At 63.6% G+C, this 13,160-nt stretch carries 15 protein-coding genes and 4 tRNA genes; 3 read left to right on the top strand and 16 right to left on the bottom strand.

The annotated features are described in order from the left end of the window. Positions 1 to 154: 154 nt before the first annotated feature. Positions 155 to 2,101, top strand: coding sequence for a CocE/NonD family hydrolase (locus tag ACQR3T_RS22005; RefSeq protein ID WP_428694824.1), 1,947 nt, complete (start codon positions 155 to 157; stop codon positions 2,099 to 2,101). 10 nt (positions 2,102 to 2,111) lie between these two features. Then, on the top strand, positions 2,112 to 3,023 hold the full coding sequence (locus ACQR3T_RS22000; RefSeq protein ID WP_032380448.1) for an alpha/beta fold hydrolase: 912 nt from the start codon (positions 2,112 to 2,114) through the stop codon (positions 3,021 to 3,023). Positions 3,024 to 3,094: 71 nt separating this feature from the next. Here ACQR3T_RS22000 and rplA read toward each other — a convergent pair whose 3' ends face one another. From rplA to ACQR3T_RS21945, 11 genes are all read right to left on the bottom strand, one after another. Beyond that, on the bottom strand, positions 3,095 to 3,814 hold the full coding sequence (rplA, locus tag ACQR3T_RS21995) for a 50S ribosomal protein L1 (protein WP_428694823.1): 720 nt from the start codon (positions 3,812 to 3,814) through the stop codon (positions 3,095 to 3,097). A gap of 89 nt (positions 3,815 to 3,903) precedes the next feature. After that, positions 3,904 to 4,338 (bottom strand): 50S ribosomal protein L11, encoded by a 435-nt coding sequence (gene rplK, locus ACQR3T_RS21990; RefSeq protein ID WP_008713829.1) that lies wholly within the window; start codon positions 4,336 to 4,338, stop codon positions 3,904 to 3,906. Between the two features lie 64 nt (positions 4,339 to 4,402). Further along, positions 4,403 to 5,239: a transcription termination/antitermination protein NusG gene (nusG, locus tag ACQR3T_RS21985; RefSeq protein WP_032380447.1), complete on the bottom strand. Its 837-nt coding sequence runs from the start codon at positions 5,237 to 5,239 to the stop codon at positions 4,403 to 4,405. Between the two features lie 60 nt (positions 5,240 to 5,299). Next, positions 5,300 to 5,764, bottom strand: a complete 465-nt coding sequence (gene secE, locus ACQR3T_RS21980; protein WP_428694822.1) for a preprotein translocase subunit SecE — start codon at positions 5,762 to 5,764, stop codon at positions 5,300 to 5,302. Positions 5,765 to 5,794: 30 nt separating this feature from the next. Continuing rightward, a tRNA-Trp gene (locus tag ACQR3T_RS21975) sits at positions 5,795 to 5,867 on the bottom strand. A 186-nt stretch (positions 5,868 to 6,053) separates the two neighbouring features. Continuing rightward, positions 6,054 to 6,479, bottom strand: a complete 426-nt coding sequence (gene hadB, locus ACQR3T_RS21970) for a (3R)-hydroxyacyl-ACP dehydratase subunit HadB (protein ID WP_428694821.1) — start codon at positions 6,477 to 6,479, stop codon at positions 6,054 to 6,056. Beyond that, a complete protein-coding gene (hadA, locus tag ACQR3T_RS21965; RefSeq protein ID WP_052058666.1) occupies positions 6,466 to 6,978 on the bottom strand; it encodes a (3R)-hydroxyacyl-ACP dehydratase subunit HadA in 513 nt (170 codons plus the stop codon). The genes hadB and hadA overlap by 14 nt, the downstream gene beginning before the upstream one ends. Positions 6,979 to 7,117: 139 nt before the next feature. Further along, positions 7,118 to 7,285: a 50S ribosomal protein L33 gene (rpmG, locus tag ACQR3T_RS21960; RefSeq protein WP_027498281.1), complete on the bottom strand. Its 168-nt coding sequence runs from the start codon at positions 7,283 to 7,285 to the stop codon at positions 7,118 to 7,120. Positions 7,286 to 7,366: 81 nt separating this feature from the next. Continuing rightward, positions 7,367 to 7,439: transfer RNA gene (locus ACQR3T_RS21955), tRNA-Met, on the bottom strand. A 62-nt stretch (positions 7,440 to 7,501) separates the two neighbouring features. Further along, positions 7,502 to 7,574: transfer RNA gene (locus tag ACQR3T_RS21950), tRNA-Thr, on the bottom strand. A 181-nt stretch (positions 7,575 to 7,755) separates the two neighbouring features. Next, a tRNA-Tyr gene (locus tag ACQR3T_RS21945) sits at positions 7,756 to 7,838 on the bottom strand. 176 nt (positions 7,839 to 8,014) lie between these two features. Between ACQR3T_RS21945 and ACQR3T_RS21940 the strand changes: the two genes are divergently transcribed. Next, on the top strand, positions 8,015 to 8,515 hold the full coding sequence (locus tag ACQR3T_RS21940; RefSeq protein WP_027498282.1) for a YajQ family cyclic di-GMP-binding protein: 501 nt from the start codon (positions 8,015 to 8,017) through the stop codon (positions 8,513 to 8,515). 71 nt (positions 8,516 to 8,586) lie between these two features. Here ACQR3T_RS21940 and htpX read toward each other — a convergent pair whose 3' ends face one another. From htpX to phnE (ACQR3T_RS21915), 5 genes are all read right to left on the bottom strand, one after another. Continuing rightward, on the bottom strand, positions 8,587 to 9,456 hold the full coding sequence (gene htpX, locus ACQR3T_RS21935; RefSeq protein ID WP_428694820.1) for a zinc metalloprotease HtpX: 870 nt from the start codon (positions 9,454 to 9,456) through the stop codon (positions 8,587 to 8,589). A gap of 86 nt (positions 9,457 to 9,542) precedes the next feature. After that, positions 9,543 to 10,562, bottom strand: coding sequence for a polyprenyl synthetase family protein (locus tag ACQR3T_RS21930; protein ID WP_428694819.1), 1,020 nt, complete (start codon positions 10,560 to 10,562; stop codon positions 9,543 to 9,545). A gap of 126 nt (positions 10,563 to 10,688) precedes the next feature. Next, positions 10,689 to 11,546 carry a MurR/RpiR family transcriptional regulator gene (locus tag ACQR3T_RS21925; RefSeq protein ID WP_037171758.1) on the bottom strand — a complete coding sequence of 286 codons (858 nt, stop codon included), beginning with the start codon at positions 11,544 to 11,546 and terminating at the stop codon, positions 10,689 to 10,691. A 7-nt stretch (positions 11,547 to 11,553) separates the two neighbouring features. Then, the gene (gene phnE, locus ACQR3T_RS21920) at positions 11,554 to 12,390 is read right to left on the bottom strand and encodes a phosphonate ABC transporter, permease protein PhnE (RefSeq protein ID WP_428694818.1); all 837 of its coding nucleotides are present in this window, start codon (positions 12,388 to 12,390) and stop codon (positions 11,554 to 11,556) included. Continuing rightward, entirely contained in the window at positions 12,387 to 13,124 is a 738-nt protein-coding gene (gene phnE / locus ACQR3T_RS21915; RefSeq protein ID WP_428694817.1) for a phosphonate ABC transporter, permease protein PhnE, read from the bottom strand. Before phnE (ACQR3T_RS21915) ends, phnE (ACQR3T_RS21920) begins: the two co-directional genes overlap by 4 nt. Positions 13,125 to 13,160: the final 36 nt, after the last annotated feature.

Here is a 13,160-nt window from a genome sequence, read left to right as displayed (position 1 = left end):
CCAGAAAAGTCTGGTACGCCCCATAACGTCGCTCAACTTATGTTGAGAGGGTTCCCAACAAAACACAGGACCGCGCTCGTTTTGTTGGAGCTGATGACGACCGATCGGTGTTCCTCGAGACAAATGGGGTCGTTCGAGGGTCTAATCGACTTTCATGACTGCCGTGGCGCCCCACCCCCTCCTGCAACCCGTACGCGATCCCAGCGGCGGCGACGCAGCAGCGGCGTGGGCGGAAATAGTGCGCGAGCAACCGCGCTTTCCGAAGGTCTCCATCTCGGCGAACGTTCGTATCCCGATGAGCGACGGCACTGCGCTGCGTGCGTACGTCATCCGCCCCGCGGACGCCGCGGGGCAGGCGGTGGAGGGCAGGTTTCCCACCGTCCTGAACCTCACGCCCTACAACAAACTGCTGATCAAGGGAATCGACACGATCCTCGAGACACCTGTTCTCGGCCGTACCATCAGAGCCTTCTCGGCCGCATTCGATCTCACCGGAACGAGTTTCGACGGCATCACCGAAATCACCCGAGTGGTCGCCGGCGGGGCGGCCGATCTGCTCTTGGTCAACCGCCACCTGGTGCGCAGCGGGTACGTGCAGATGATCGTCGACGTCCGCGGCACCGGTAGTTCCTCGGGCACCTGGGACGTGCTGGGCACCAGGGAACAACTCGACTCGCTCGAGGTGATCGAGTGGGCCCGACGCCAGTATTGGTGCAACGGCAGGGTGGGAATGGCCGGGATCTCGTACTCCGCGATCAATGCGCTGCAGGCCGCGGCCAAGCAACCCGCCGGGCTCGACGCGATCTTCGCCGTCGAGGGCTCGGTGGACATCGTGCGTGAAATCTTCGCCACCGGAGGGGCCACCTCGGCGTTCATCCCGCTGTGGCTCGCCGCCGTCAACGGATTGAAATGGGCACCGGCCATCGGCGGAGTCGATACGTTCACCTGGCTCCGCGATCGCGCTCGATCCCCCGCCACCAACATGTTCGATCTGGCCAAAGGCTTCGTCACAGGCCAGGATCCGCGAATCTACGACAACGAGTACTACGACACCATCGACGCCGTCATCGAGGACATCTCGGTTCCGACCTTCCTGTACGGCTGCTGGCACGACATCTTCGGCGGATCCGCTCCCGACATCTACAACCGGCTCCCACTCGAACGTGGATCGAAGCAATTGCTCGTCGGCGACGGATACCACGGCAACCCCGGCATCGGGTTCGGCGAGCCCGGATTTCCACCACGCCTCGACGTGCTCGAGCGAGCCTGGTTCGACAAGTGGCTGCGCGACGTCGACAACGGGATCGAGAACTACGGTCCCGTGACACTGCGTCAACAGGGCGGCAATTGGACTGCGCACGGACGCTTTCCGGCTCCGCAGGCGCAGCCCCGGAGGCTGTACCTGTCGGCTGAGCCCTCGGGCACCGCAGCCCATGCCGTCGCCGACGGCAGCCTCACCGCCGCACCCGCCACGGACCGCAACGTCCTGACGGTGCGGCCCTCGTTGCGGGCCGTCGTCTCGCGAGACACCACCCAGGTGCTCGCCGGCGTGACGGCCGTGTTGGGTGGTGGATTCACCTACGACAACCGATTCGCCGAAGGTGCCGCCGTCACCTTCACCACTGGTCCAGCCGAGTCGGACGCCGTCGTGTCCGGTCCGATGAACCTGCACCTACGCGTGGTCTGCCACGCGCGGGAAGCATTGTGGGCCATCATGATCTGCGACGTCGCTCCGGACGGGACTTCGACGGTGCTCAGCAACGGCGCACTTCTCGCCTCGCGCCGGGCCGTGGACGACGAGCGTTCGCTGTTCGCCCCGAACGGCGACTACACCCGGCCGTACCACCCGCTCACCGAGGCGGCGCTACTTCCGGTGCCCGTCGGCAAACCCATAGTTCTCGACATCGACATCCTGACCACCGAGGCCGTCATCGCCGCGCGGCACCGACTGAGAGTCGACGTATTCGCCACCGACACACCACGGTTCATCCCGATCTTGCCCGACCTACTGCGTACACGGCTACGCAAGCAGGACATCAGCATCGACCCGGAGAGTCCGAGCTACCTGGTGGTGCCGATACTCGGCGAGCCGGGCTGGTAGGAACGACATCATGAGAATCGAACAAGGCATCGCGCCGGCGAACTCCGTCGAGATCGCGTACGAGGACATGGGTTCCGTCGAGGATCCCGCGGTCCTGCTGATCATGGGCCTGTCCGCTCAATTGACGTTGTGGCCCATGGACTTCTGTACCCGCCTCGTCGATGCGGGATACCGAGTGATCCGGATCGACAACCGCGACATCGGACTGTCCACGAAGATGACCGGGCAGAAGGTGCGGGGATCCCAGATCCTTCGGATGATCCGACACGAGCTCGGGATGTCCTCGGACGTGCCGTACACGATCGTAGACATGGCCTCCGACGCCGTCGGAGTACTCGATCACCTCGGGATCGACACCGTGCACGTCGTCGGTGCGTCGATGGGCGGGATGATCACTCAGGTCTTCGCCGGTAGCTACCCCGAACGAACGGAATCGGTGGGCATTCTCTTCTCGAGCACCAACGAGCCGTTCCTGCCTCCGCCGGACCCACGCGCCCTGCTGCCCCTGCTCGGTGGCGTCGGGAAGGACGCCACGAAAGAGCAGATCATCGCGCATTCGGCAAAGACGCTGTCCACCATCGGCTCTCCCGGTTTCCGCACTCCACTCGAAGAGCAACTGGAGATCGCGCAGGTGATGTACGAGCGCAACTACAACCCGTCGGGCGTCGTACGTCAGATGGCTGCGATCACCGGCACCGGAAGCCTGCGGCCATACGCGAAGAAGATCACCGCACCGACCACCGTCATCCACGGCACCGCCGACAGACTGGTCCGACCGTCCTGCGGCAAGGCCATCGCCCGCGCCGTCCCCGGTGCCGAACTGACGCTGATCGACGGCATGGCCCACGATCTACCGGCCGCGTTGCTCGACCGCATCAGCGGCATCATCCTGGCCAACTTCGCTCGCGCGAACGCGGCCTAGATCTTCGGCGAGACATACGACGAAGGCCGACCTCCCACAGGGAGACCGGCCTTCGTTCGGAGCTGAAAGAATTACGCGTTCGCGTCGTCCTCGAGGAGGTTGCGCGTACGGTTCGGATCGACCTGGACGCCGGGTCCGGTGGTGGTCGAGACGGTGACCTTCTTGACGTAACGACCCTTGGCCGACGACGGCTTCGCACGAAGGATCTCGTCCAGCGCTGCGCCGTAGTTCTCCACCAGCTTGGTCTCGTCGAACGAGGCCTTGCCGATGACGAAGTGCAGGTTGGCCTGCTTGTCGACGCGGAAGTTGATCTTGCCGCCCTTGATGTCGTTGACAGCCTTGGTCACGTCGTTGGTGACCGTGCCCGTCTTCGGGTTCGGCATCAGGCCACGCGGTCCGAGGACGCGGGCGATGCGGCCGACCTTGGCCATCTGATCGGGGGTGGCGATCGCAGCGTCGAAGTCCAGGAATCCGCCCTGGATGCGCTCGATCAGATCTTCTGCTCCGACGACGTCGGCTCCTGCTGCCTCGGCCTCTGCGGCCTTCTCACCAGCGGCGAAAACAATAACCCGAGCGGTCTTGCCGGTGCCGTGGGGAAGGTTGACGGTGCTGCGCACCATCTGATCCGCCTTGCGGGGATCGACGCCGAGTCGCACTGCAACCTCGACGGTGGGGTCGAACTTGCTCGACGCGGTCTCCTTGGCCAGCTTTGCGGCTTCGAGAGGCGAGTAGAGGTTGTCCTGGTCGATCTTTGCGGCCTGCTTGAGGTAAGCCTTGCTGCGCTTTGCCATGTCTTGCTGTCCTTCGTTCGAGTTCAGTGTGGTTGACGAGCCTGGCCGGCTCTCCCACGTGTGTTGCTGTTACTGCTGAGGGCTGAAAATCAGCCTTCGACGGTGATGCCCATCGAGCGAGCAGTGCCGGCGATGATCTTCGCGGCCTGATCGATGTCGTTGGCGTTGAGGTCTTCCTGCTTGGTCTTGGCGATCTCGCGCACCTGATCCATGGTCACCTTGGCGACCTTGGTCTTGTGCGGCTCGCCGGAGCCCTTTGCCACGCCTGCGGCCTTGAGCAGCAGCTTGGCAGCGGGAGGAGTCTTGAGCTTGAAGTCGAACGTGCGGTCTTCGTAGACCGAGATCTCGACCGGCACGACGTTGCCGCGCTGCGACTCCGTCGCGGCGTTGTACGCCTTGCAGAACTCCATGATGTTGACGCCGTGCTGGCCCAATGCGGGGCCGACGGGCGGTGCCGGGTTGGCGGCACCGGCCTGGATCTGAAGCTTGATGATCCCGGCTAGCTTCTTCTTCTTCGGGGGCATTTCTTTTTCCTTGTATTCGCTCGGGTTTCTTGCGGTTGCTACTGCAAGTCTGTGCGCGCGGCTTCTAGATCTTGGAGACCTGGGTGAAGCCGAGCTCGACCGGGGTTTCACGGCCGAAGATCGATACCAACACCTTGAGCTTCTGCTGCTCTGCGTTGACCTCGCTGATGCTGGCGGGGAGAGTCGCGAACGGGCCGTCCATGACGGTGACCGACTCGCCGACCTCGAAGTCGACCTCGATGGTCGGCTTCGACGTGGTGTCGCCGCTCTGGTCGCTTGCGCCCGCGGTCGCTTTCGCGTCCTTCTTGGCACCTTCCTGCGGCATGAGGAACTTGACGACCTCGTTGATGGTCAACGGTGACGGACGCGACGTCGCACCGACGAATCCGGTGACGCCGGGGGTGTTGCGCACCGCGCCCCATGACTCGTCGTTGAGTTCCATGCGGACCAGGATGTAGCCGGGCAGAACCTTGCGGTTCACCTGCTTGCGCTGACCGTTCTTGATCTCGGTGACCTCTTCGGTGGGAACTTCCACCTGGAAGATGTAGTCGCCGACGTCGAGGTTCTGAACACGGGTCTCGAGGTTGGCCTTGACCTTGTTCTCGTATCCGGCGTACGAGTGGATGACGTACCAGTCGCCGGGAGCGCGGCGCAGAGCCGCCTTCATCTCGGCGACGGGATCCTCGGGCTCTGCCGTGACGTCGGCGTCAGCTGCGGCATCGGCCGCCTCGTCACCTTCGGCGGGAACGTCGTCCCCGGCGGCAGCGGCCACATCGGCCTTGATTGCTTCGTCGGTCTCGCGGTCCTGAGCGGCCTGCTCCGCTTCGAGGCCCTGCTTGGTCGCCTCGACATCGGCGTCGAATGCGGCCACTTCGGTGGCGTCGTTGTGCGGCGTGCTCACGTCAGCACCCTTTCTCTAGTTTCCTGCTCGGTTCGATCGTCGAAAAGTCAGCCGTGTCGGTCAGCCGAACAGCCAGCCGACGCCCTTGAGGAACAACACGTCGAGACCGCTGATGTACGCGACCATGAACGCCAGGAAGACGAGCACGACGGTGGTGTACGTGACCATCTGCTTCTTGTTCGGCCAGATGACCTTGCGCAGCTCGGCAACGACCTCGCGGAAGAACTGCAGCAGCCGAAGAAAAACGTTGGGACGCTTGTCTGCCTTGGTCTTGCCCGAACGTCCCTTGCCGGACTTGGCTTTCGCCGGCGTGGTGGGAGCCTTCGTCATCGACACCGCGGCACTGCTGCGCGACCTGCTCGACGATCGTTTACCGGTGGGCACCACTGCATCTGCAGCGGATTCACCGGCGGACGTATCAGCATCGGAGAGACGGCCCTCGGAGCCAGGTACGACGTCGTCTGGGGTCGAAGAGTCCTCGAACTCCCCCGATCGACCGTCGCGCTTACCGCGCTCCTCGCTCACGTCGTTCCTCTCAGTTGCTGACACCTTGGGCAGGGGCGACAGGACTTGAACCTGCAACCTACGGTTTTGGAGACCGTTGCTCTACCAATTGAGCTACGCCCCTTCGGCCGAAACTTCTCGGCCGCTCTGGTGTCCATCCGACCCACGCGTAGGCCCACGACCCTCAGGAAGAGGACGCGGGCAGCGCAGAGCGCCGGATTACCCCAGAAATCTCAGTGTACTGCACACCCTTCGGAACAGATAAATCCCGTCGTCCCGGCCACGAACTGCCTCAGCCGGATCGACGTGCTCAGGCCAAACGTACCGTTGCGGTCGCTCGCCCGAAAATCTTCTTGCCCGCGGACTTCGCGACGATGGCAACGGTCGCAGTTCGCGCGTCGGCGTCCATCGATTTGATCTTGCCGTTGAACTCGACCTTCGCTGCGGAATCTGCCGAGACGTATACCGGGGTGGAGAAGCGCACGTTGTACTCGATGACCGCACCCGGATCGCCGAGCCACGATGTGACGAAGCCTGCGCCGAGACCCATCGTGAGCATGCCGTGCGCGATCACGTTGTCCAGTCCGGCCATCTCGACTACTTCGTCGCTCCAGTGGATCGGGTTGGGATCGCCGGACACACCGGCATAGTTCACCAGGTCGCCACGGGTCAGAGACACGATCCGCTCGGGCAGGTCGTCGCCCACCGAGACGTCGTCGAAGCTACGAAGCGCCATGCCTGATCACTTCCTTGACCGCGTGAGCGATGTTCTCGTCGATCTCTCCACCGGTACGAGCCACAATGGTCGTCCACGTGGTCTGCACGAGGTCGCCATTCTGGTCGGTGATGATGTTCTTTGTGGTCATGATGTCGCTGCCGCTCATCTGCCGGAACGACTCGAGATACACGTCGCAGAAGATCCGATCGCCGACCTGGAGCGGTCGATGGAATTCCAGCCGCTGATCGGTCTGCAGGATCTGGCTGGGGTCGTATCCGGTGATGACCTCTTGCAACATCCGGGTCTGCGACATGATGCCGAGCAGCGAAACGAAGGTCAAGGGCGCGAGGAGACCGTCGTAACCGAGGCCCTTCGCTGCGTCCTCGTCGTGGTGCGCGGGATGAGAATCTTGGACGGCACGCGCATACTCACGAATCTTCTCGCGGCCGACCTCGTAGAAGTCGTCGACGCGGAAATGAGAACCGACCATGGACGCCGCGTGTGCGGACGCATCCATGGTCGGGACGTCATGTGGAGCTTGTGACACGGTGGAGACCTTTTCTACCCTGGACGCAAGAGCCGTTAGGGGAAGAAAATGCGACCTAACGCCGGGCGCCGATTAGAGATCGGAACTGCGAACCAGCGAGCCGTGCAATCTAGCGAGATTCGCGGTGAGCCCGGTGCGTTCCGCAGTTGGAGCAGAACTTCTTCAGCTCGATACGGTCGGGGTCGTTCCGACGGTTCTTCTTGGTGATGTAGTTGCGGTGCTTGCAAACCTCGCAGGCCAAGGTGATCTTGGGCCGCACATCGGTGGAGGAGGCCACTGGACGCCTACTTTCGGGTAAATCTGATCTGGGTCAATCAGGACTGTTCATGGGTGCTACTGGTCGTGCTTGCCTACTGTGTAGCGGTGACCGGACTTGAACCGGCGACGCAACGATTATGAGTCGTTTGCTCTACCAACTGAGCTACACCGCCTCAGGTGCTCATCGTCTACCATCCCACGTGAGGAACGCGACGTCGAGCAATCCAATCCAGCGAGCCCCCTAACGGAATCGAACCGTTGACCTTTTCCTTACCATGGAAACGCTCTACCGACTGAGCTAAGGGGGCGGGTGACTGCGGGGATCTGTCGTTCCGCAGGCTGCACTCCTGCACACGTTGCCGTGCGCTGAAGCCTTCAAGAGGTTACACATTCCGAGCGCTCAGTACCAAATTGCGTGGTCAGCGACCCATCCATGTCCTCTTCACATGGAAACCCCAGCGAGAGAAACACTCGCCGGGGTTCCAGGTGTGGCAGATGTAGGATTCGAACCTACGTAGGCATAAGCCGACGGATTTACAGTCCGCTCCCATTGGCCGCTCGGGCAATCTGCCGTGCTGCGATCGAAGCTCGTACTGCTCTTCGGCGCGGTGAGAAGAATACAACGAACGTCCCCCCGGAACGCAAACCGGGTGGATACGGTCGGTAGCGGGCCGATAAAGTCCCTGCAGGATGTGGGCCGACACCATCGCCACATCAAATATTTCGATTCGACTGGAGAGTGTGAGAAGTGGCTGATTCGTCCTTCGACGTAGTGAGCAAAGTCGACCGCCAGGAAGTGGACAACGCTCTGGGACAGGCCGCGAAGGAGCTGGCGACCCGCTTCGACTTCCGCGGCTCCGACACCAGCATCGAATGGTCCGGCAGCGGCGAGTCCGAGACCATCGTCATCACGTCCGAATCCGAGGAGAAGGTCAAAGCTGCTCTGGACGTGTTCAAGGAGAAGCTGATTCGACGCGACGTCTCGCTCAAGGCCTTCGAGACCAACGATCCTGCCGCGTCGGGCAAGGTCTACAAGGTCACCGGCAAGCTCGTACAGGGCATCAGCACCGAGAACGCCAAGAAGATCTCGAAGAAGATCCGCGACGACGGCCCCAAGGGCGTCAAAGCGCAGATTCAGGGCGACGAGCTGCGCGTGAGCAGCAAGAAGCGCGACGACCTGCAGGCCATCCAGCAGTTGCTCAAGAACGAGGACTTCGGCATCGCTCTGCAGTTCGTCAACTACCGATAGAGCGACTTCGTCGCATGTGAGTACAAGTTCTTAGCAGGGGTCGAAGTTTCGCTCACATGCGGCGCAGCCGCTCAATACGGCCGGTGGCCGGCCATCCGTTCGAGTCGCTCGATGCGGTCGGCCATCGGCGGGTGGGTGGCGAATAGCGCGCCCGCCTTGTCGCCGATCCGGAACGGGTTGGCGATCATCAGATGTGACTCCGCTGCCAGCCGCGGCTCCGGCGGCAGCGGTGCCAACTGCACACCCTGCTCGAGCTTGCGCAGCGCCGACGCCAGCGCCAGCGGATCGCCGGTCAGCTCGGCACCGGACTGGTCGGCCTGATACTCACGCGAGCGAGAGACCGCCAGGCGAACCAGGCTGGCCGCAATGGGCCCCAGCATCGACACCAGCAGCAGCGCGAACGGGTTCGCTCCCCCGTTGCCGCGTCCGCCGAAGACGTTGGCGAAGAAGGCCAGGTTCGCCAGACCCGAGATGACCGACGCCATCGCACCGGCAACCGACGAGATCAGGATGTCGCGGTTGTAGACGTGCGAGAGCTCGTGGCCGAGCACCGCACGTAGTTCCCGCTCGTCGAGGATCCGCAGAATGCCCTCGGTGCAGCACACGGCCGCGTTGCGCGGGTTTCGCCCGGTGGCGAAAGCGTTGGGATTGTTGGTCGGGCTCACGTACAACGCGGGCATCGGCTGATGAGCGGCCGTCGCCAACTCGCGCACGATGCGATACATCGCCGGCTGCTCGAGCTCGGTCACCGGCACCGCATGCATCGACCGCAAGGCCATCTTCGCGCTGTTGAAATACGCATAGCCGTTGACCCCGACGGCCAGGACGATCGAGCCGATCAGAATGGTCGCGTTACCGAACAGCGATCCGATGAAGACGATGAGTGCAGACATTCCGACCAGCAGGCCGAAAGTCTTCGCGCCGTTCGCATAACCGTTCATGTCTGAAATGCCTCCTCGTACCGGGTGTTACTACCCGATTCAACGAAAAGACCCCGAGCTGCGGTTCCCGGGCCTTGCCCAGGTCGTCAGCCCACGCGTTCGACGGTGTAGTTCACCAACCGTCCGAGTGCATCGTTGGCCGGCCCCTGCGGCAGCTGCGCGAGCTCTGCGTGGGCCCGAGCTGCGTATTCACCCAGCGTCTTCTTGGCCGAGACCATTCCCGGCGAGCGCTGCAACAGCTCGAGGGCCTCGGTGACCAAGTCGTCCTCGGTGACCGGGCCGGCCAGGATTTCGCGCAGCCGGTCGCCGTCCGCACCCTCCTCGCGCAGCGCGAAGAGCACCGGGAGAGTGTGTACGCCCTCCCTCAGATCGGTGCCGGGGGTCTTGCCGGACTGCTCGGTGGCCGAGGAGATGTCGATGATGTCGTCGGAGATCTGGAAGGCGGTGCCGACTGCGTCACCGAGGCGCTCGAGGCGTCCCACGTGCTCGGCGTCGCCGCCACTGAACGTTCCGCCGAAGCGTCCGCACGACGCGATCAGCGATCCGGTCTTCTCCCACACGACCTTCAGGTAGTGCGCGACGGGATCCTCGGTGCCCTTGGCTCCGATCGTCTCGCGCATCTGACCGGTGACGAGCTCGGCGAAGGTCTCGGCGATGATGCGAACGGCGTCGGGACCGAGGGTGGACACCAGCCGCGACGCATGTGCGAACAGGTAGTCGCCCGCGAGAATCGCCACACTGTTGCCCCAGCGTGAGTTCGCGCTCTCCGCACCTCGGCGCATCGACGCCTCGTCCATGACATCGTCGTGATAGAGCGTCGCGAGATGAACCAGTTCGACGACCGTGGCGGCGGTGACGATCGCGGGGTCTGTCGGTGACGGTCCCAGCTGGCCGGTGAGCACCGTGAACAGGGGCCGGAACCGCTTTCCGCCGGCCTTGGCCAGGTGCAGCGCGGCCTCGGTCAGGAACTCTTCTCCATCGGAGAGTTCGCTGATCATCAGCTCTTCGACGCGTGCGAGGCCGTCGGCGACGGATCGCGCGAGCTCCGGGTCACCCAGGTCGACTCCGGCAACGACCGTTGCTACGGCAGCGTCGTCTGTACTCACGATGTTGGTCCCTGTCCTGTCGTCGACATGCCGGCGGCAGCGGCTTCAGCGCCGCTGCTCGCCTTCTACCGTAGTGAACCTAGCGTGCACACCGGTGCGACGGTGTCACCGACCACAGGTGACGCTTCACTCACCGAGATTGCCGGAAATGACTTCGAGCGTGGCGGCCATCGCTGCGGACGCCTTGTCTCCCAACGCGTCGGTCAGCGCGGCCATCAGCCCCTCGAGCAGGATCACGTGCGGAATCCGGCTGGTGACAGCAAGTTCGCGCTGAAAACTCAGATCTCGCATGCCCACCACCAAGGCGATGTCCGACGCGGCCGCGAGGGTCGAGCGAGCGAACGACGTCACCGACACCACGGTGGCTCCCCGCTCCCGCGCGGCCTGAGCGGCCTTGGTCGATGCACTCGTCGCGCCGGACCCACTGATGATCAGGGCGACATCACGGTCGGTGAGAAGCCGGACGGCAACCTGCTGGGCGATGGAGTCGGTGGGAGCGTGCGAGCGCAGACCCAACGAGCGCATCCGGGCGTCGGTATCGGCGGCCAGCGCAGCCGAGAGTCCGTTCCCGATGACCACGATGGACTCGGCACCGGCGAGGGTGGACACGGCCCGCGTGACGTCCTCGGTGGTGAGTAGGGCCGTCATCGCCGCGATGGACTCACCGACGTGGGCGAATGTCTCCGTGACGATCGCGAAGGGGCCGTCGGCCGAACGCTCCTGGGTGGGCAGCGCGCGCGCCGCGTCACGCGCGAGAAGCACCCGCAACTGCTGATACCCGCCGAAGCCGAGACTCTGGCAGGTACGCACCACCGAGGCCCGCGAAGCGCCCGCCGCGTCGGCGACCTGCTGCGAGGACATCTCGACGATGTCGGCGGGACGTTCGAGAAAGACCTCGGCGACGGCCCGCTCGGCCGGCAGCAACGACGGAATGATCGATCGGATGTGCGGGACGACTCCACCCGGCGCGAGATCCATGCTCATATCTTGCTCATACTTTTCCCCGCCGGCCCCAGTGTCCGTCGATGATGCGGCGACGCACCCGTCCGGAGATCTGATCGATGATCACGGTGATGACCACGACGACGATCAGCAGCATGCCCACAGCACCCCACTGCCGGTACTGCACGTTGTCGACCAGCATGCTGCCGATACCGCCTGCACCGATCAAACCCAGGATGGCCGACGCACGAACATTGATCTCGAAGCGATAGAGCCAGAACGCGAACACCTCGGGGGCAACATCGGTCCACAGTCCCCAGCGCACGATCTGCGCCGTCGAACCACCCGCAGCCCGAGCCGCTTCGATCGGACCGTTCTCGGCACCTTCGATGGCCTCGTATCCCCATTTGCCGAGGGTGCCCACCGAACCGATGGCAATGGCGAGCGCTCCGGTGAACGCGGTGAGCCCGGTGACCGACAGGATGAGAATCGCGATGACCACCTCGGGCACCGCCCTGATGACGGCGAACACCACGCGCAGCGGCCATCGCAGCCAGAGCGGCCCGATGTTCGCGGCCGCGAGGAAGCTGAGCGGAAACGACACGACTATGCCGAGCACCGTTCCGAACCACGCCATCTGCACTGACTCGATGGTGGCCGAGACGGCCTTGCCCAGCGCGGAGACGTCCGGCGGGACGAACATCAGACCGGCGTAGCGCAACAGGTTCTGCGGTAGCTCCAGTAGCCTATCCCAGCGAATCTCGATGCCGTACAACGACAGTGCGAACAGTGCGACGATGCCGACCCACACCGCGGTGCGTAGGGGGTTGCGTGGTTTCCGCGGCCGAGCCGGGGTGACGCGGGTGGTGCGGTCGATGACGCTCATCCGACCAACTTTCGACGGGCCCAGGAAGAGATCAGTTCCAGCGCCAGGACGATGACGAGAATCTCGAGGATGATGAGGCTGAGCTGGTGATACTTGTAGAAGGTGCGGACGTTGTCGATGAGCATGCCGAGGCCACCTGCGCCGACGAGTCCGATGACCGCCGAGGCGCGGACGTTCAGCTCCAACGTGTAGAGACTCTGCGAGACGAACGCCGGAAAGATCTGCGGCGCAACAGCACTGCGATCGGCCGCGAGCCAGGTGCCTCCGGCAGCGAGGGCCGCTTCCTGCGGACCGCGATCGACGGAGTCGAGTGCCTCGGAGACGAGCTTGACGATGATGCCGACGTTGAACACGATCAGCGCCAGAATTCCCGACAACGCTCCGGTGCCGACCACCGCGACCAACACCGCCGCGTACAGCAGATCCGGCACGGCGCGAACGACATTCATGATTCCGCGCACGACCGTCAACAATGGTCGATTCGGATTGGTGACATGTGAAGCCGCAAAACTGAGCGGAAATGAGATCGCGGCTCCGATCGCCGTCGCGATGACGGCCATCTGCAGCGTCTCGAGGATGGCGTCGACGGTGTCGGGAAAGAACCAGTAGTCGGGCTGCATCAGCTGCACGAGTTTGCCGGTCGCGTTGCCCCAGTTGTCGATGATGTCGCCCACGTCGGCACCGACACCGATCCCGGCCCAGACAGTGATGCCGGCGATAATGGCGAATGCCACAACGGTTTTCCAGGCCGACCGCGGCTTGACCGGGCG

The organism is Rhodococcus sp. IEGM1428 (genome assembly GCF_050321865.1).
Classification (GTDB): domain Bacteria; phylum Actinomycetota; class Actinomycetes; order Mycobacteriales; family Mycobacteriaceae; genus Rhodococcoides.
The sequence above is the reverse complement of the archived record's forward strand: the minus strand, read 5'-3'. Positions and strand labels throughout refer to the sequence as shown.